Genomic DNA, 18,930 nt, shown 5'->3' with positions numbered 1-18,930 from the left:
CCCCCCGTCAGACACCGACATGGATGAACTGCGCCCAGTCGCGAGGGGAGCCCAGTCCCTGGTACCGCTCGCGCAGATGGAGTACGGCGTGGTGGACCGCGTACGCGGCCCGCTCGGTGCGCAGGGGCTCGGTGCCACCGTCGGTGAGCTCCTCGTACACCGCCCGCACGAACCGGGCGGCGATCGCGTCGCCCGCTTCCCAGAGGGTGCCGATGACCTGTTGGAAACCGGCGATCTGACAGGCTGCCGCGATGCTCACCGCCTCGTCCACCTGGATCGGGCCGGTGCGGTGGGTGGAGCACGCGGAGAGCACCGCGAGCCGTGCGCCCGTCAGACGGAGTCGGCCGATGTCGCCCACCAGCAGCGGCGCGGTCAGGTGGTCGTGCAACAGCAGACGGCTGCGCGCGGGAGCCTGGGCGTCGGCGTACCCGTGACAGGCGAAGTGGGCCACCGCGCAGCCCGGCAGAGCGCTGAGCACGGCGTCGCGGGTCGCCTCCGGCCCGGTCAGCACCCGTGCGTCCGGCACGAGTCGCTCGATGTGCCCCAACTCCTGCTCTACCCATGCCAGTTGCTCTGCCTCCGGGGTGTCCGGCATACCGACCAGCAGGGTGCCGCCCGCTCCCTCCGTGCCCCGGTTCTCCCGGGCGTAGCCCAGCGCCCGTACGGTCGGTGTGTAGGAGGAGACCACCCGGTCCAGGACGGAGTCCGCTCCCCTGCCCGCCGCGTGCAGCGGAAGATACGTCAGCGCGCCCACCGGGCTCCACCAGATCCGGTCCTGCGGGCCGAGCGCCGCGAGTACCCGCGACGCGATCACGTCCCACAGCTCACCGAGGGTCTCCTCCTCGTCGAGGCGCCCCATCCACTCCATGACGATCCCGAAGGACAGTCCCGGCAGCGGAACCACCTCGACGGGACGGTCGTCGGAGCCGGTCAGGATGAGGGCGTCACCGCGTTCCCTGCCCGCGTAGACGATGACGACGGGTCCTTCGGCGGCCTGCGCGCTCAGCCGGTCCAGCGGGGGCGGCAGCATGAAGTCCCCCAGGCCGGGCAGGCCGCGAATGTCATCGAGCAGCGTCTCCATGTTCTGGGTCAGTTCCAGGTGGTGGCGGGAGTTCCGGCGCACCTCCTCGTGCACCTGCTGCCAGGGGTCGGTGAACGCCTCCTGCCGGAGCCGTTCGCCCGGCGCGTCACTCGCGTCCAGCGCGATACGCAACGCCTCGAAACGATGGGCCAGGTCCGCGTCACGCTCCCTGAGCCGGGCCAGGTCACCGCGTGCGCTCATCTCCTCGCCGAGCAGGACACCGCGGGCCAGCTCCACGAGCTCCACGGCGCGTTCCGGACGGCCCGCCGACACCGCGGTGGCGGCGGCATCGGCGGCGAAATTCCACACTCGGCGCAACTGCCGCGCCCTCAGGTTCCGGCCCAGCCGAAAGGGGATGAGATACGGGAGCAGCTCGGCCGCCTCCTCGAAGGCCCGGAGCGCCTCGGCGGGCCGACCCATCGCGGCTTCGAGCCGAGCGAGCGCCTGAGCGCACTGCATCCGCATATCAACGGTGGCGGTCTCCAGCCTGCCGACCTCGGCGAGGGCCTCCCGGGCGATGTCGGCATCGTCCGTGCCGCGGGTGGCCATGGCGATGTCGACCGCGGTCGCGGCCGCGTTGACCCTGCGTTCCACCAGCTCGGTGGCGGTCAGCCGAGCGCCCTCAAAGCTCTCCTGGTGCAGTATCCGTGCCTTGCGCAACGCAGTCAGATCGGTCCCGGAGCCAGTCAGGTCGCGCAGCAGACTGGCCGTGTTGTTGGCGGCCCGGGCACGGTGCGGGTGGCCGGGAGGTGTCTTGGCGAGCAGCTCCTCCGCCACCTCGCGTGCCCGCGCGACGAGCACCGGATGGTCCGACGTCCGCACGTGCGCGCCCAGAGCTCCGGTGAGCGACATCAGGGTGGCGACCCGCTCGGGATCGTTGTCCGGTGTCTCGGCCAGAGCCGCTTCCAGGGTCCTTATCGCTTCCTCCAGCAGCTCCTCGTCCCCCAACCGCGCGCCCGCCGAGCCGAGGTTGGAACCGAGGTTGTGCAGCACCCCCGTGCGATACGGGTCGGACAGGGGCAGGGTCTGAAGAGCGCCGCGCGACAGGGAAACCATCTCGTCGAGGACCTCGGCGCGGTCCGTCGCCTCGAAGAGCCGCAGCAGTGCACCGGCCAGGCCCGACAACCGTCGGCCGTGGAAGGCGCTGTCGGGCGGCGTCAACTCCACCGAGGCACGCCACAGTTCGATGCCCCGCTCCAGCTGGTCGATCGCGCCCGTCCGCAGGGCCAGGGTGCAGGTGGCGTCCGCGGACGCCGCGGAGGCGTCCGCGTCGAGGTCGGGCACCGAGCCGTAGGCTTCGACCGACTCGGCGAGCGCGTCGAGGTCGTCCATGGCCAGGAACCGCGCCCGCAGCGTGTCCGCCAGCACCAGTCGGATCGACCGGGCGAGCGAGGTGTTCTCGACCTGCAGAGCGGCGGCGGCCCGGCCGGCGGTCACCGCCTCGTCGAGGAGTGCCGGATCCAGAGCTTCTGGTCCTGCCGGACCCATGCGCAGGGACATGGCTCGCGCGATCTGGCTGAGCATCATCAGGTACAGGGGCTGGTAGGGATCCCAGTCGAAGATCGAGGCCTCGCGCAGGATCTCCAGGGCCAGCTCACGGGCCCGCGGATCGGGCGATTCCCCCAGGGCCGCGACGAGCGGCGGCCACTGCGGATCCTGGGGCAGCGCCAGCGCCTGGGCCGCAGTGTCCGAGTCCGTGTACTTGTACAGCAGGTTCAGCGGCTCGGGCACCCTGTCGGGAGCCAGCCGGTGGACGCGCAGATATGCGGCGGCCGCGTTACCGAGGTCGTCGATGCGGCGTTTCTTGGGCTGCGCCTCGTAGCGGGCCCAGAAGAACTGCGCCAGGGCTTCCATCGCTTCCAGATCGGAGTCCTGGTCGACGTCGTTCCACAACTCCATGGCCTCGATGGCGACCACGAGCGGAAGCACGTGAACGATGTCGCCGTCCCTCCGGAACGCGTCGACCCGCTCGCCCAGTTCCCGAACCCTGCGTTCCCTGCTCGCCATCGGCCTCATCCCCCCGTGTCGAAGCCTCTTGAATTGTCCCGCGCCGCGTGCCGCCGGACCATGCCCCCGCACGCCTGGCGCAGGGGGGTGGGCAGCGCACAGGTGCGAGGGAGGCGCATCGGGAGGGCCGGGAACGAGCCGGCACCATGACGCAGGCCGCGGTGAGTCGCCGGGGGCGAGAGCGACCAGGACGAGTGGGAAGGCCGCCGGGAGTGAGCCTGGGCGGTGCTCGTTGCCCGGCGTCGAGGTCACGGGGCGCTCTTGCGGTCGGGGTTGTCCAGCGGATCCTCATCCTGACGACCTGGACGCCGATGTGGTGGACGCGCCGCGTGCCGGAGCCGGCGATTTCCTCGTCAAGGACGGTTCCGCCGACTCATCGGTGTACGCGATCCGTACGGTGGCGGCCGACGGCACCGTCCTTGCGCGCCGCCCTCAGGCACCGCCGGAAGTACGGCCTCCGCCACCGGATCCAGGCCGTCGTGCTCGACTACGACAGCGGCCTGGTCGTGCCTCGGGGCGTCACCCCGCGTCAGCGGATCGGCATCCCCGACAACGTCCGCGCGATCACGAGCCGTTGGATCTCGCTCGTACCCTCGAAGATCGTGTAGATCGCCGCATCCCGGTGCATCCGCTCGACGGGATACTCACGCGTGTAGCCGTTCCCACCGAGGATCTGGATCGCCTGCGCGGTCACCTTCTTCGCCGTCTCGCTGGCGAACAGCTTCGACATCGAGCCCTCGGCCGCCGTGAACTGCTTGCCGTTGACGGCCATCCAGGACGCCCGCCACACCAGCAGCCGCGCCGCGTCGATGGACGTACGCATGTCGGCGATCTGGAAGGCGACGCCCTGGTTGTCGATGATCGGGCGGCCGAACTGCTCGCGGGTCTTCGCGTAGTCGAGGGCGACCTCGTACGCGGCGCGCGCGGTACCGACCGCCATGGCGCCCACCGCGGGGCGGCTCGCCTCGAACGTCGCCATCGCCGCGTTCTTCACCCGCTCGCCGCCGCCGGCCTTCGCGCGCTCACGGGCGCGGGCGAGGCGCTCGTCCAGCTTCTCCTTGCCGCCGAGGAGGCAGGAGCCGGGGACGCGCGCGTTCTCCAGGACGACCTCGGCGGTGTGCGAGGCGCGGATGCCGTGCTTCTTGAACTTCTGCCCTTGGGACAGGCCCGGCGTGCCGGCCGGGACGATGAAGGAGGCGTGGCCCTTGGAGCCGAGGTCCGAGTCGACGACCGCGACGACGACGTGGACGTTGGCGATACCGCCGTTGGTCGCCCAGGTCTTGGTGCCGTTGAGGACCCACTCGTCCTTGGCCTCGTCGTACACGGCACGCGTGCGCATGGAGGCCACGTCGGAACCGGCGTCGGGCTCGGAGGAGCAGAAGGCGGCGACCTTCACGTCGTTGGCGTCGCCGTACATCTGGGGAATCCAGGTGCCGATCTGCTCCTCGGTGCCGTTGGCGAGGACGCCGACGGCGGCCAGGCCGGTGCCGACTATGGAGAGGGCTATGCCCGCGTCGCCCCAGAACAGTTCCTCCATGGCCATCGGGATGCCGAGGCCGGTGGGGTCGAAGTACTGCTGGGCGTAGAAGTCCAGGGAGTAGATGCCGACCTTCGCGGCCTCCTGGATGACCGGCCAGGGAGTCTCCTCACGCTCGTCCCATTCGGCGGCGGCGGGGCGGATGACATCGGCGGCGAAGCCGTGCAGCCAGTCCCGCACCTCCTTCTGTTCGTCGTTGAGTTCCATGGTGAACTCGGCCATGACTCCTCCAGCAGCGCACTAGCATGTTACTTGCGGTAACGACAGAGTCTGTTACCGACGGGTAGGAAAGTCAACTCCCAATGGCCTCTCGGCAGCCCGTTCGAGGTGTGTGGCACGTTGAGTGTTAGTTTGCGCAGGCGTTACCGATTCAGCACGGGCGGGGAGAGACCATGAGCACCACACAGCGGACCGATCAACAGCGGTCCGCCGACCGCCGACGGCGCGAGCTGTTGGAGGCCGCGGACAGAGTGGTGCTGCGTGACGGCCCGCAGGCCTCGATGAACGCGATCGCGGCCGAGGCCGGCATCACCAAGCCGATCCTGTACCGGCACTTCGGTGACAAGGGCGGACTGTACGCGGCGCTCGCCAAGCGGCACACGGACGCGTTGCTGTCCTCGCTGCGGGCCGCGCTGGACGCTCCCGCCGAGCGTCGGGAGCGGGTCGAGGCCACGCTCGACACCTACCTCGCGGCGATCGAGGCGCTGCCTCAGGTGTACCGGTTCCTGATGCATCCCGTCGAGGGCGGGCAGACCGCGGACCACGGGTTCGACACGGGGAATCACTCCGTTCCGCTGCTTCGGCGGATGGGGGAGGAACTCGCTCAGGTCATCGAGGAGCGGGTGGATCTCGGGCCGAACAGCCAGCAGTTGGCCCGGGTGTGGGGGCATGGGATTGTCGGGATGATGCACGCGGCGGGTGACTGGTGGTTGGGGGAACGGCCCTGTTCTCGGGCTGAGTTGGTGCGGAGTTTGGCTGATCTGTTGTGGGGGCGGTTGGCTGCCGCCGGGGACAAGGTCGGTGGGCCGGGGTTCTGAGGTCGTGTTCATAGTGCGGGCCGGTGGGGGCTGGTCGCGCCCACGCGGCGGAGCCGCAAATCGACACAGCCCCGCGCCCCTAAAGAACCTCACCCTGCCGGGACCATGAGGCTCGGGCTGCTTGTCGCATCAGGCGCCTGTGGCGCCAGCCCGTCACGCGGTCCGCGTACACCCGCCCCTCCACGTGGTCGCACTCGTGCTGCAAGCACCTCGCGAAGAATCCCGTCCCGTGCACGGTGATCGGATCGCCGGTCACCGTGAAGCCCTCGACCACCGCGTGGTCGTAGCGTTCCGTTCCCGCCTCGAGGCCCGGCAGGGACAGGCACCCTTCCGGACCCCGCATCACCACACCGTCCGTCTCGACCAGGCGTGGGTTCACCACATGACCGAGGTGGCGGGTCTCCTCGTCGTCGGGGCAGTCGTAGACGAACACCCGCAAGGATTCGCCGACTTGGTTCGCGGCGAGGCCCACGCCCTGGGCCGCGTACATCGTCGCGAACAAGTCCTCTACGAGGCGGGCGAGTTCGGGGCCGAAGTTCGTCACCTCCTCGCACGGGGCATGCAGGAGGGGGTCGCCGAGCAGGGTGAGTGGACGGACTCGCCCGCGGGCGCCCGGGATGGAGCCGTATCGCATGGGCGCAAGGGTACGGTTCTCTACGGCGCACGCCCGCCGCGAGGCGTTCGTGGTGCCGCTGTTCGGGCACCGATAAGGATCTCGATAGGCTGAGGTCCACACCACGTTGCCGGAGGCAGAGGCGCGGCGCGTACGCAAGGAGGATCGAGAACTGATGGCAGGCAACTCGGACCCGCTCACGCCGCGGGCCAAGCTCGCCGTGACGGCGGGCAAGGCGGTCGCGGCGGCATCGCGTGCCGCGGGGCGGGGCAGCGGATCGGTGATCGGCGGCCGAGTGGCACTCAAACTCGACCCCGACCTCCTCGCCCGGCTCGCGCAGAGTCTGGATGTGACCCTGGTCTCGGCCACCAACGGCAAGACCACGACCACGCGGCTCATCGCCGAGGCACTCGGGGCCGCCGGGCCCGTCGTGTCCAACGCGCTCGGTGCCAACATGCCCGCCGGTATCACCTCGGCGCTGGCCGGCGGCTCGGACGCCAAGTTCGGGGTCATCGAGGTCGACGAGAAGTACCTCGCCGGCGTCGCCCGGGACACCGACCCCAAGTGCATCGCGCTGCTCAACCTCTCCCGCGACCAGCTGGACCGCGCGGCCGAGACCCGCATGCTCGCGGAGAACTGGCGTGAGGGGCTTGCCGGTTCGAAGGCCGTCGTCGTCGCCAACGCGGACGACCCGCTGGTCGTGTGGGCCGCGTCCTCCTCCCCCAACGTGATCTGGGTCGCCGCCGGGCAGATGTGGAAGGACGACGCCTGGTCCTGCCCGTCCTGCGGTGGCGTGATGCAGCGGCCCGGTGACGACTGGTTCTGCGGCGAGTGCGGGTTCCGGCGGCCGACGCCGAGCTGGTCGCTCTCCGGGGACCATGTGCTCGATCCGCACGGGTCCGCCTGGCCCATTCACCTCCAGCTGCCGGGGCGCGCCAACAAGGCCAACGCCGCGTCCTCCGCCGCCGTCGCCGCCGTCTTCGGGGTGCCGCCGCAGGTCGCCCTGGAGCGCATGTACAAGGTGCAGGCCGTCGCCGGACGCTACGACGTCGTCCAGTTCATGCAGCGCGACCTGCGGCTGCTGCTGGCGAAGAACCCGGCGGGCTGGCTCGAAACGTTCAGCCTGATCGATCCGCCGCCCACCCCGGTGATCCTCTCGGTGAACGCGCGCGGCGCCGACGGCACCGACACCTCGTGGCTGTGGGACGTCGACTACACGCGACTGACCGGCCACCCCATCTTCGTCGTGGGCGACCGCAAGCTGGACCTCGCGGTCCGACTGGAAGTGGCCAACCAGCACTTCCAGGTCTGCGACAACCTCGACCAGGCCGTGCAGCAGGCCCCGCCCGGCCGGATCGAGGTCATCGCGAACTACACCGCGTTCCAGGACCTGCGCCGCCGCGTCGGCAACTGAGACCCAGAACCCCCAGAGGACGAATGACCATGAGCGACAACCAGCTCCGTCTGGTGTGGATCTACCCCGACCTGCTGAGCACCTACGGCGACCAGGGCAACGCCCTTGTCGTGGAACGCCGGGCGCGGCAGCGCGGCCTCGACGTGGCCCGGCTGGACGTGCGCAGCGACCAGCCGATCCCGACCTCGGGCGACATCTATCTGATCGGTGGCGGCGAGGACCGCCCGCAGCGGCTCGCGGCCGAGCGGCTGCGCCGGGACGGCGGCCTGCACCGGGCGATCGGCAACGGCGCGATCGTCTTCTCGGTGTGCGCCGGCTACCAGATCCTCGGCCACGAGTTCATCAACGACCTCGGCCAGCGCGAGCCCGGCCTCGGCCTGCTCGACGTGGTGTCGGTGCGCGGCGAGGGCGAGCGCTGCGTCGGCGACGTCCTCGGCGACATCGACCCGCGCCTGGGCCTGCCCCCGCTGACCGGTTTCGAGAACCACCAGGGCGTCACCCATCTCGGCCCCTCCGCGCGCCCGTTCGCGCAGGTGCGGCTCGGCAAGGGCAACGGCACGGGCGACGGCACCGAGGGCGCGTACAACGACACGGTGTTCGGCACGTACATGCACGGACCGGTTCTCGCCCGCAACCCGCTGATCGCGGACCTGCTGCTGAAACTGGCCCTCGACGTGAACGCGCTGCCGCCGATCGACGACCGCTGGTACGAGGCGCTCCGCAACGAGCGCATCGCCGCAGCTCAGCAGCCCGCGTAAGCGACGCGTACACCTGGTCTTCGGACGTCGGCAACCAGCCCGTCTGACGGCTCGTCCGCGCAGGTGAGCGGGGTCGTCCAGCAGGCGGACGCACGCTACGACCCCGCCCCCTCCTGCCGTTAGGGTGGCGGGGATCGTGCCGGACAACGTGGTCCGGTCCCGCCCACGTTGAGAAGGTTCTTTCGGGCTATGCGCATTGGTGTGCTCACGTCCGGCGGCGACTGCCCCGGCCTGAACGCCGTCATCCGGTCCGTCGTGCACCGCGCCGTCGTGGACCACGGCGACGAGGTCATCGGCTTCCGGGACGGCTGGAAGGGCCTCCTGGAGTGCGACTACCTCAAGCTCGACCTCGACGCGGTGAGCGGCATCCTCGCCCGCGGCGGCACCATCCTCGGTTCCTCCCGGGTCCAGCCCTCCCATCTGCGGGACGGCGTGGAGCGGGCCCGGGGCCATGTCGAGGAACTCGGCCTCGACGCGATCATCCCGATAGGCGGTGAGGGCACCCTCAAGGCCGCCAAGCTGATGTACGACGCCGGGCTCCCGATCGTCGGCGTCCCCAAGACCATCGACAACGACATCGCCGTCACGGACGTCACCTTCGGCTTCGACACGGCCGTCGGTGTCGCGACCGAGGCGCTCGACCGGCTCAAGACCACCGCCGAGTCCCACCAGCGGGTCCTCGTCGTCGAGGTCATGGGCCGGCACACCGGCTGGATCGCGCTGCACTCCGGCATGGCGGCCGGCGCGCACGCCATCGTCGTACCTGAACGCCCCTTCGACATCGAGGAGTTGGCCGCGCGCGTCGGCGAACGCTTCGAGGCGGGCAAGCGGTTCGCGATCGTGGTAGCGGCGGAGGGCGCGAAGCCGCGCGTGGGCTCGATGGACTTCGACGAGGGCAAGAAGGACGTCTACGGCCATGAGCGCTTCGCGGGGATCGCACGGCAGCTCTCCATCGAGCTGGAGGAACGGCTCGGCAAGGAGGCGCGGCCGGTGATCCTCGGGCATGTGCAGCGCGGTGGTACGCCTACCGCGTACGACCGGGTGCTGGCGACCCGGTTCGGGTGGCATGCGGTGGAGGCCGCGCACCGGGGGGAGTTCGGGAAGATGACCGCGCTTCAGGGGACGGACATCTTGATGGTGCCGTTGGCGGATGCGGTGGAGACTCTGAAGACCGTGCCTGCTGATCGGTATGAAGAGGCTGAGTGCGTGCTGTAGCTCGTACCTGAACGAAACTGCCCCCGGTCATGATCCTGACCGGGGGCAGTTCTAGTCTGTGTGCGGACAGACTTGCACAACCCCCACGAATCAGGAGCCGTCCGATGGATCACGGCGGGCACGGCATGACCATGGATCTGCCGCCGTTCACGTTGGGGCGCGGGCTCGAATGGTCGGCCGACCCGTTCTTCCTCACCGCCTGCCTGCTCGGGCTCGGACTGTACGGGTGGGGGGTCGTGCGGCTTCGGCGGCGCGGGGACTCGTGGCCCGTGGGGCGGACGATCTCGTACGTCATCGGTGTGCTGACCGTCGGGCTCGTGATGTGCACCAAGCTGAACGACTACGGCATGGTCATGTTCAGCGTGCACATGGTGCAGCACATGATCATCAGCATGCTGTCGCCGATCCTGCTGCTGCTCGGCGCCCCGGTCACGCTCGCGCTGCGGGCGCTGCCGCCGGCGGCCAGGGGCCGTAAGGGGCCCCGTGAGCTGCTGTTGATGTTCCTGCACAGCCGGTACATGAAGATCATCACGCATCCCGCGTTCACGATCCCGCTGTTCATCGCGAGCCTGTACGCCCTGTACTTCACGCCGATCTTCGACTTCCTCATGGGCTCGAAGACCGGGCACATCGCGATGATGGTGCACTTCCTCGCCGTGGGCGTGGTGTTCTTCTGGCCGATCATGGGTGTGGACCCGGGGCCGAGCCGGCCGGGCTATCTGATGCGGATGCTGGAGCTGTTCGCCGGGATGCCGTTCCACGCGTTCTTCGGCATCGCGCTGATGATGGCGTCGGAGCCGATGGTCGAGACGTTCAAGCACCCGCCCGCCTCGCTCGGCATCGACGCGCTCTCCGACCAGAACGCGGCCGGCGGTATCGCCTGGGCGTTCAGCGAGATCCCCTCCGTGCTGGTGCTGATCGCCCTGCTGTTCCAGTGGTACGGCTCGGAGCAGCGGCAGGCCAAGCGGCAGGACCGGGCCGCCGACCGGGACGGCGACAAGGAACTCGAGGCGTACAACGCCTATTTGGCCTCATTGAACACACGAGGCAATTGAACGCACGCGGCTCACTGAACGGAAATTTCGTTCAGTAGCATAAAGCGCGATGGGGGAACCGCGACCGGGGGGAGCGGTAATGACATTTCGCGCGATTGTGCAAAGGACCGGAATTGCGGTGATCCGCAGGATCGCCGTGCTGCTCGTCTGTGTCCTGGCAGTGAGTGGATGCAGTGGGGGCGCACATTTGTTCGCCGTGCAGGCGGTCGCCGCCGGAGTTCCGTCGCTCGCGCCTTTCTTCGACGAGAAACAGGGGCTGGGTCACGACGCCCAGGTCCGCTCGCTGCCGGTACGGGGCACCTTGCAGCAGGGCGACACACCCGGCCTGTACGGGGGCACCAGGCAGCCGACCATCTGTGACGTGGCGAAACTCAAGAGGTTCCTGACCGATCCCGCGAACCACCAGAAGGCGGTGGCGTGGTCGTCCGTGCTCGGGATCACCACGGACGGGATCCCCGCCTATCTCGACCGGCTCACACCCGTACTCCTGCGTCACGACACTCTCGTACAGAACCACGACTACAAAAAGGGAAAGGCCACGCCCTACAACTCCCTTCTGCAGGCGGGAATCGCGATTCTCGTCGACGAGCAGGGGGAACCGGCCGCGAAGTGCTCGTGCGGAAATCCGCTGCGCCCGTTCAAGGGCGACGCGGGGAGGATTTCCGTCAAGTTCGCGGACGGCAACAAGAAGTGGAGCGGATATGAGCCGTCCTCCGTGGTGGCCGTGCGTCCGGCGCCGCGGAAGATGGAAGGGCTCGCCCTCGTGGACGTCGACGACCCCGATGTCGGCATCACGCGTCCGGTCGGGACGACGGGCAAGCGCGACGCCACCTTCGACACCCGGCGGCAGCACGCCGTGCCGAACCTCATGGGGTCGACGTTCGGGGAGGCACGGCGGCAACTGGTGAGCAGCGGGCTGGCCGTCGGATATGGGGGGAACTCGGCGCCGTCCGACGACGCGCGGGTCACCGCGTCCGATCCGCCGGCGGGCACCGAGCTGCGGTTCGGGCAGTACGTGACTCTGACCGTGTCCGGCGGCACGAGCGGAGGAGCGACCGGGGCGACGTCCACTCCCCCGGCTCCGACGACTTCGGGACCGACGGTGGGTCCGCCGACATCCACGGCTCCGCCCTCCACGTCCCCGACACCACCGCCCACGACCTCTTCGCCACCCGCCTCACCGCCCTCGTCGCCGCCTCCGTCCTCACCCAAGAGCGAGCCGCCGCCGAGCAGTTCGCCGCCGAGCAGTACTCCCACGACCGGTCCGCCCTCGGTGGTGAGCAGTTCGCCCGTGACGAGCGCACCGGTCACCACCAGCGCGGCGCCCGCGACAAGCGTCCCTGTGACCAGTGGCGCGCCCGTCACCACCAGCGCGTCGGTCACCAGAGACCCCGTGACCGGCACCCCCACCACGACCGAGACATGACGCGGACCCGGGAGGGGGACTCCGGATGCCACAGGGATCGCCGACATCGGGCGTGGGCCGGGTCATCGCCGGCCGTTATCTGCTGCTGAACCGGCTGGGCAGTGGCGGTATGGGACATGTGTGGCTCGCACATGACCAGCGGCTGGCCTGTGAAGTCGCGCTCAAGGAGATCGTGTTCAGCAACCCCGCCTTCGCCGACGCCGAGCGGGAGGCCCGGGTCGCGCGCGCCCGGGCCGAGGCCCGGCACGCGGCGGGGCTGCGCGGCCACCCCCATGTGGTGACCGTCCACGACGTGCTGGAACACGACGGACTGCCGTGGATCGTCATGGAGTACGTGGCCGACGCCGTCGACCTGCGCGACCTGGTCGGCCGGCAGGGTCCGCTCGCCCCCGCGGAGTGCGCCCGCGTCGGACTCGCCGTGCTCGACGCGCTGACCGCCGGGCACGAACGGGGCGTGATGCACCGGGACGTGAAACCGGCGAACATCCTGCTCGCGCCGGACCGCACCGGTTCGCCGTACGCCCGGGTCCTGCTCACCGACTACGGCATCTCGGTGCAGCCGGACGCCGGGGAGACGCGGTACACGCTGACGTCCGTGCTCGTCGGCACGGCGGGCTATCTGGCGCCGGAGCGGGCCACGGGCGGGCCGCCGACGGCCGCCGCCGACCTGTTCTCGCTGGGCTGCACGCTGTACCACGCCGTCGAGGGCCACGGCCCCTTCGCCCGCGAGTCGCCGCTCGCGGAGGTCACCGCCGTGGTCATGGAGGACCCGCTGCCACCGGCCCGCGCGGGCGCCCTGGCACCGGTGCTCCACGCGATGCTGGAGAAGGATCCGCTACGGCGGATTCCGGCGGCGGAGGCGGAGGTGGCGCTCTCACGGATCGTGACGCCGCAGACCGAGGCGGAGGCGTACGCCCGGACGCAGACGGACCTGGGTTCGCAGTCGCCCTGGGAGGGCCTGCCCGCGCCCGTGGCCGTGCCGGTGCCGACGCAGGCCTCGCCGCCGTACGGATACGGGGTTCCGGCGTCCCAGCACTCCCCCGTCGGTCGGCGTCGGCGGCCCCGCCCCCGGGTGCTGCAGTCCGTCCTGGCGGGGCTGCTCGGGCTCGCGCTCGCCCTGGGCGGTGTCTGGTACGCGATGGCCCATCAGCCGCCCGCCAAGGGTTCCGGCAAGAAGAGTCCGCCGTACGGCACCGTCGTCGGGCTCTCCGCGCCGCTCAAGGACGGCGACTGTGTCACCGCGGACTGGCAGGGCGGGCGCCTCTTCCAGGGGACGCCGCGGCTCGCCGTGGACGCCGGTTGCCGGACCACGGTGCCGGACGGGCAGGTGATGGCGTTCGTGTCCACCGCGTCCGCCGACGAGGCGCGGAAGGTCGGCGCCGACCGGTGCGCGCAGCGGACGCAGGAGATGCGGGAGAAGCTCGCGGACGTGCGGGGCTACGCCGTCGTACCGACCGACGCGGGTTTCCAGGCGGCCGGGCGTCGGACCGCCTGTCTGGTGCTGGGTGCGCACGGGCCGGTCTACGGGCCGCTCGGCAGTCACCGCGCGCTCGGTTCGGCGTTCGCGGACACGTCGACCATGCAGAAGCGGGACTGTCTGGACGTGCCCTCGAACCGGGCGGCGAGCCTGGTCTCCTGCGCCGGCAAGCACGATCAGGAAGTGGTCGGGTTCACCCGGTTGGGCGCGGACGTCACGCTGGCCCAGGCCCGTACGCGATCGGACGCGGCGTGCGCGCGGGACGTGCCGCCGGCCGACTACGGCTTCGATCCGTCGGTCTACGAGGCCGCCTCCTGGACCAGTGAGGGACCGTGGAAGTCCGGCACTCATTTCGTCGTGTGCGCCGTGCGGAAGCAGAACGGGGGCACCATGGAGGGGGACGAACCATGAGGAGGGTGTCGCGATGCCCGGTTCCACGAAGACCATGGGGGTGATCACCGTCGGCGGACTGGTGGTGGTGACGGCCTACACGGTGGCGCTCGGCAGCAACGGCTGGCTGTGGTTCGGCTGGGTCGTGCTGGGGCTGATCACTCTGGGGATGGTGGCCACGCGCAGCACCTGAGGCGCGTCATTCGGTGCTCCGCCGACTGGCCGAGTGCACGCCCGGCTGGTACTTCGGCAGCCGGGCGGTGATCTTCATGCCCGCTCCTACGGCGGTCTCGATGACGAGGCCGTAGTCGTCGCCGTAGACCTGGCGGAGCCTGTCGTCGACGTTGGACAGGCCGATGCCGCCCGAGGGGCTGACCTCGCCCGCCAGGATGCGGCGGAGCAGGTCGGGGTCCATGCCGGTGCCGTCGTCCTCGATGACGACGAGGGCCTCGGCGCCCGCGTCCTGCGCGGTGATGCTGATGCGGCTCTTGTCGGCCTTGCCCTCCAGGCCGTGTTTCACGGCGTTCTCGACGAGCGGTTGCAGGCACAGGAACGGGAGCGCGACCGGGAGCACCTCGGGGGCGATCTGGAGCGTGACCGAGAGGCGTTCGCCGAAGCGTGCCCGGACGAGCGCCAAGTAGTGGTCGATGGCGTGGAGTTCGTCCGCGAGGGTGGTGAAGTCGCCGTGCCTGCGGAACGAGTAGCGGGTGAAGTCGGCGAATTCGAGGAGCAGTTCGCGGGCGCGCTCGGGGTCGGTGCGGACGAACGAGGCGATCACCGCGAGCGAGTTGAAGATGAAGTGCGGGGAGATCTGGGCCCGAAGTGCCTTGATCTCGGCCTCGATCAGCCGGGTGCGGGACTGGTCCAGGTCCGCCAACTCCAGTTGGACGGAGACCCAGCGGGCGACCTCTCCGGCGGCCCGCACGAGGACGGCGGACTCGCGGGGCGCGCAGGCGACCAGCGCGCCGTGGACGCGGTCGTCGACGGTGAGCGGGGCGACCACCGCCCAGCGCAACGGGCAGTCGGGGGCATCGCAGTTGAGCCGGAACGCCTCACCGCGGCCGGTCTCCAGCGGGCCCGCCAGCCGCTCCATGATCTCGGCCCGGTGATGGTCGCCGACGCCGTCCCAGGCGAGGACCTGCGTCTGGTCGGTCAGACAGAGCGCGTCGGTGCCGAGCAGCGTGCGCAGTCTGCGCGCCGAGCGGCGTGCCGTCTCCCCGGTGAGCCCGGCGCGCAGCGGAGGTGCGGCGAGGGAGGCGGTGTGCAGGGTCTGGAAGGTGGCGTGCTCGACGGGGGTGCCGAGCCCGCCGAGGCTCTCGGGTCGCGCGGTGCGCCGCCCGAGCCAGAATCCGGCGGCCAGAAGTGGGAGGACGGCGACGCAGAGGCCGGCCAGGAATCCGCTCATGCGCCCACCGCAGCCCCACAAAGAGTGTCCCTGTGAAGGGTGTTCACGCCTTCACCTCCGCCCGCAGTTCCTCCGGCAGATGGAAGCGCGCCAGGATCGCCGCCGTGCCTGTGGGCACCCGGCCCGGGGTGGCCAGGGAGACCAGCACCATCGTGAGGAAGCCCAGCGGCACGGACCAGAGCGCGGGCCACGCGAGCAGGGCGTGCAGGGAGCCGGTGCCGGGGAAGCCCGCCATGGTCGCGGCCACGGCGACGAACGCCGAGCCGCCGCCGACCAGCATCCCGGCCGCCGCGCCGGGCGGGGTGAGCCGGGTCCACCAGATGCCGAGGACCAGCAACGGGCAGAAGGAGGAGGCCGATACGGCGAACGCGAGGCCCACCGCGTCGGCGACGGGCAGCCCGCCGACCAGAACGCTCGCCACTAACGGGACGACCATGGCGAGGACCGTGCCGAGCCTGAAGTGCCGTACCCCGCGCGACGGGAGGACGTCCTGGGTGAGGACTCCCGCGACGGCCATGGTGAGTCCCGACGCGGTGGACAGGAACGCGGCGAAGGCGCCGCCCGCGACCAGCGCGCCGAGCAGGTCGCCGCCGACGCCGCCGATCATGCGGTCGGGCAGCAGGAGTACGGCCGCGTCGGCGTCGCCGGTGATGGTGAGTTCGGGGGTGTAGATGCGGCCGAGGGCGCCGTAGACGGGTGGCAGGAGGTAGAAGGCGCCGATGAGGCCGAGGACGGCGACCGTGGTGCGGCGGGCGGCGACGCCGTGCGGGCTGGTGTAGAAGCGGACGACGACGTGCGGCAGGCCCATGGTGCCGAGGAAGGTGGCGAGGATGAGGCCGTACGTGGCGTACAGCGGGCGCTCCTCGCGGCTCGCGGCGAGCGAGGTCGACATGCCGCCGTTGGTGCCGCGGTCGGCGACCGGGACGGTGGCGCCCTTGGCGAAGGTGAGGCGGGTGCCGGCTCCGATGTGGTGGGTGCCGGTGGGGAGTCGGAGCCGCTCGGCACGGTGGCGCCGGCCGTCGACCGTGCCGTTCACGGTGACTGTGAGGGGGTGGTCGAGTTTGAGGTCGAGGGTGTCGTCGACGCGGACGACGCGCTGTTCGCGGAAGGTGGCCGGTTCCTCGAAGGCGTGCCGGGGTGCTCCGTCGCTCTGCCAGGCGAGGACCAGGAAGAGGGCGGGGACGAGCAGCGCGGTGAGCTTCAGCCAGTACTGGAAGGCCTGCACGAAGGTGATGCTGCGCATGCCGCCGGCCGCGACCGTGGCGACCACGACGACGGCCACGATCAGCCCGCCGAGCGAGTCGGGGGCACCCGTGAGGACGGTCAACGTGAGCCCCGCGCCCTGGAGTTGGGGCAGGAGGTACAGCCACCCCACTCCGACGACGAAGGCGCCCGCGAGGCGTCGTACGGCATGGGAGGCGAGGCGGGCCTCGGCGAAGTCGGGGAGGGTGTAGGCGCCGGAGCGGCGCAGCGGGGCGGCGACGAACAGCAGCAGGACCAGGTATCCGGCGGTGTAGCCGACCGGGTACCAGAGCATGTCGGGGCCCTGCACGAGGACCAGGCCCGCGATGCCCAGGAAGGAGGCGGCGGAGAGGTATTCGCCGCTGATGGCGGCCGCGTTGAGGCGGGGGCCGACGGTACGGGAGGCGACGTAGAAGTCGGAGGTGGTGCGGGAGATGCGCAGGCCGAAGGCGCCGACGAGGACGGTCGCCACGACGACGAGGGCGACCGCCGGTACCGCGTAACTGGAGTTCACGCGTCTCAGCGGTCCTCTACCAGGCGCACGAAGTCCCGCTCGTTGCGTTCGGCGCGGCGCACGTACCAGAGGGCCAGCAGGACGAGCGGGGCGTAGAGGCAGAAGCCGAGGACGAGCCATTCGAGGCGGCGGGAGTCCGGGGTGGCCGCGAACACCAGGGGCAGCGGGCCGACCAGGAGGACGAGGATCGCGAACACCGTGAGGGCGGCGCGTAGTTGGGTGCGCATGAGGGAGCGGACGTAGGTGTGGCCGAGGGTGGTCTGTTCGTCGATCTCGGTGCGCGGGCGGGAGTAGCCGGAGGCGCGGCGCGTGCGGCGGGGCGGGCCGGTGACGACGACCCTTCGCTCGGTGGGTTCTTGAGGCACCGTCAGGACCTCCGCATCAGCAGGTCGCGCAGTTCGCGGGTGTGGCGACGGCTGACCTGGAGTTCCTCGCCGCCGACCAGCACGCTCACCGTCCCGGCGTCCAGGCGGAGTTCGCCGATGTGGCGCAGGGCGACGAGGTGGCGGCGGTGGATGCGGACGAAGCCGCGCGAGCGCCAGCGGTCTTCGAGGGTGGAGACGGGTATGCGGACGAGGTGGCTGCCGCGGTCGGTGTGGAGGCGGGCGTAGTCGCCTTGTGCCTCCACGTGGGTGATGTCGTCGACGGCCACGAAGCGGGTGACACCGCCGAGTTCGACGGCGATGTGGTCGGGGTCGGGTTCGTGCACGGGTATCCGCGGTGCGGCGCCGCCGAGTTCGGCCGCCCGGCGCACGGCCTCCGCGAGCCGTTCCTTGCGGACGGGCTTGAGGACGTAGTCAACTGCCTTGAGATCGAAGGCCTGTACGGCGAAGTCCTCGTGCGCGGTGACGAAGACGACGAGCGGCGGCTGCGCGAATCCCGTCAACAGCCGTGCCAGGTCGAGCCCGTCGAGGCCGGGCATCTGGATGTCGAGGAACACGACGTCGATGGCCTCGGGTCCGCCCGGGCCGGACTCCAGGGCGCGGTTGATGCGGCGCAGCGCCTCGGTCGCGTCGCCCGCGCCCTCCGCGCTGCCGATGCGTGGATCGGCGTTCAGCAGATAGAGCAACTCCTCCAGCGAGGGGCGTTCGTCGTCGACGGCGAGGGCGCGCAGCATGAACGTGGAGTGTAGGAGGAATTCGTACGCCTGGACATGTGCCCGGCGTGGACGTCCCCGCTGGATACAGTGCGGACATGAACAGCAGGACCACGCCGTTCGACGAGCTCGACCGGAAGATCATCAACGCGCTGATGGCGAACGCCAGGACCAGCTTCGCCGAGATCGGGGCGGCGATCGGGCTGTCCGCGACGGCGGTGAAGCGGCGGGTGGACCGGCTGCGGGAGACGGGTGTGATCACCGGGTTCACGGCGACCGTGCAGCCGTCGGCGCTGGGCTGGCGCACGGAGGCGTACGTGGAGGTGTACTGCGAGGGCGCCGCGCCCCCCAGGCGGCTCGCGGAGGTGGTGCGCAACCATCCTGAGATCACCGCGGCGATGACGGTGACCGGCGGCGCGGACGCGCTGCTGCATGTGCGGGCCACCGATGTGGATCATTTCGAGGAGGTGCTGGAGCGGATCCGGCAGGAGCCGTTCATCCGGAAGACGATCAGCGTGATGGTGCTGTCCCACCTCCTCCCGGAAAGCCCGGAAGCGGGTGCCACCCACCCCGCGCCGGGCGACGCATCAGACCTGCGCTGACCCCGCCAAAGACGCAGCATTCCTGCGCGGACACGCAGCCTTCATCGCTTGTCGCGCGTAT

16 protein-coding genes are annotated in these 18,930 nt (G+C 70.5%); 9 read left to right on the top strand and 7 right to left on the bottom strand.

From position 1 onward, the window contains the following. Positions 1-7: 7 nt before the first annotated feature. Positions 8-3,088, bottom strand: a complete 3,081-nt coding sequence (locus tag JHN45_RS16490) for a CHAT domain-containing protein (protein ID WP_201049525.1) — start codon at positions 3,086-3,088, stop codon at positions 8-10. Positions 3,089-3,617: 529 nt separating this feature from the next. After that, complete coding sequence (locus JHN45_RS16485; protein WP_200714060.1) at positions 3,618-4,847, bottom strand: acyl-CoA dehydrogenase family protein; 1,230 nt, start codon at positions 4,845-4,847, stop codon at positions 3,618-3,620. Positions 4,848-5,017: 170 nt separating this feature from the next. Between JHN45_RS16485 and JHN45_RS16480 the strand changes: the two genes are divergently transcribed. After that, positions 5,018-5,662: a TetR family transcriptional regulator gene (locus JHN45_RS16480; protein WP_200714059.1), complete on the top strand. Its 645-nt coding sequence runs from the start codon at positions 5,018-5,020 to the stop codon at positions 5,660-5,662. Between the two features lie 79 nt (positions 5,663-5,741). On the opposite strand, the gene def is transcribed toward JHN45_RS16480, so the two are convergent. Then, positions 5,742-6,296 (bottom strand): peptide deformylase, encoded by a 555-nt coding sequence (gene def / locus JHN45_RS16475; protein WP_201049524.1) that lies wholly within the window; start codon positions 6,294-6,296, stop codon positions 5,742-5,744. A gap of 154 nt (positions 6,297-6,450) precedes the next feature. On the opposite strand from def, the gene JHN45_RS16470 reads away from it, so the two are divergent. From JHN45_RS16470 to JHN45_RS16440, 7 genes are all read left to right on the top strand, one after another. Beyond that, complete coding sequence (locus JHN45_RS16470) at positions 6,451-7,689, top strand: MurT ligase domain-containing protein (protein ID WP_200713100.1); 1,239 nt, start codon at positions 6,451-6,453, stop codon at positions 7,687-7,689. 29 nt (positions 7,690-7,718) lie between these two features. Next, positions 7,719-8,447: a type 1 glutamine amidotransferase gene (locus tag JHN45_RS16465; RefSeq protein ID WP_019070919.1), complete on the top strand. Its 729-nt coding sequence runs from the start codon at positions 7,719-7,721 to the stop codon at positions 8,445-8,447. A 189-nt stretch (positions 8,448-8,636) separates the two neighbouring features. Then, positions 8,637-9,662, top strand: coding sequence for a 6-phosphofructokinase (locus tag JHN45_RS16460; protein WP_201049523.1), 1,026 nt, complete (start codon positions 8,637-8,639; stop codon positions 9,660-9,662). A 104-nt stretch (positions 9,663-9,766) separates the two neighbouring features. Continuing rightward, positions 9,767-10,717: a cytochrome c oxidase assembly protein gene (locus JHN45_RS16455; protein WP_200713098.1), complete on the top strand. Its 951-nt coding sequence runs from the start codon at positions 9,767-9,769 to the stop codon at positions 10,715-10,717. Positions 10,718-10,835: 118 nt separating this feature from the next. Further along, positions 10,836-12,143 carry a PASTA domain-containing protein gene (locus tag JHN45_RS16450; RefSeq protein ID WP_201049522.1) on the top strand — a complete coding sequence of 436 codons (1,308 nt, stop codon included), beginning with the start codon at positions 10,836-10,838 and terminating at the stop codon, positions 12,141-12,143. A 25-nt stretch (positions 12,144-12,168) separates the two neighbouring features. Beyond that, complete coding sequence (locus JHN45_RS16445; RefSeq protein WP_201049521.1) at positions 12,169-14,031, top strand: serine/threonine-protein kinase; 1,863 nt, start codon at positions 12,169-12,171, stop codon at positions 14,029-14,031. 13 nt (positions 14,032-14,044) lie between these two features. Then, the gene (locus tag JHN45_RS16440) at positions 14,045-14,203 is read left to right on the top strand and encodes a hypothetical protein (protein ID WP_019070924.1); all 159 of its coding nucleotides are present in this window, start codon (positions 14,045-14,047) and stop codon (positions 14,201-14,203) included. Between the two features lie 6 nt (positions 14,204-14,209). Here the strand turns inward: JHN45_RS16440 and JHN45_RS16435 are convergent, their stop codons facing one another. Genes JHN45_RS16435 through JHN45_RS16420 form a run of 4 tightly spaced genes read right to left on the bottom strand, consistent with a single transcriptional unit; the run spans position 14,210 to position 18,288 of the window. Further along, the gene (locus JHN45_RS16435) at positions 14,210-15,415 is read right to left on the bottom strand and encodes a sensor histidine kinase (RefSeq protein WP_201049520.1); all 1,206 of its coding nucleotides are present in this window, start codon (positions 15,413-15,415) and stop codon (positions 14,210-14,212) included. 43 nt (positions 15,416-15,458) lie between these two features. After that, positions 15,459-17,171 (bottom strand): cation acetate symporter, encoded by a 1,713-nt coding sequence (locus tag JHN45_RS16430; protein WP_200713094.1) that lies wholly within the window; start codon positions 17,169-17,171, stop codon positions 15,459-15,461. 5 nt (positions 17,172-17,176) lie between these two features. Next, a complete protein-coding gene (locus JHN45_RS16425; protein ID WP_200713093.1) occupies positions 17,177-17,536 on the bottom strand; it encodes a hypothetical protein in 360 nt (119 codons plus the stop codon). 2 nt (positions 17,537-17,538) lie between these two features. Then, on the bottom strand, positions 17,539-18,288 hold the full coding sequence (locus JHN45_RS16420; RefSeq protein ID WP_019070929.1) for a LytTR family DNA-binding domain-containing protein: 750 nt from the start codon (positions 18,286-18,288) through the stop codon (positions 17,539-17,541). 77 nt (positions 18,289-18,365) lie between these two features. Here JHN45_RS16420 and JHN45_RS16415 point away from each other — a divergent pair, with 77 nt between their 5' ends. Further along, on the top strand, positions 18,366-18,869 hold the full coding sequence (locus JHN45_RS16415) for an Lrp/AsnC family transcriptional regulator (RefSeq protein WP_200713092.1): 504 nt from the start codon (positions 18,366-18,368) through the stop codon (positions 18,867-18,869). Positions 18,870-18,930 lie beyond the last annotated feature (61 nt).

Source organism: Streptomyces sp. MBT53, from assembly GCF_016654115.1.
Lineage (GTDB): Bacteria > Actinomycetota > Actinomycetes > Streptomycetales > Streptomycetaceae > Streptomyces.
The sequence above is the reverse complement of the archived record's forward strand: the minus strand, read 5'-3'. Positions and strand labels throughout refer to the sequence as shown.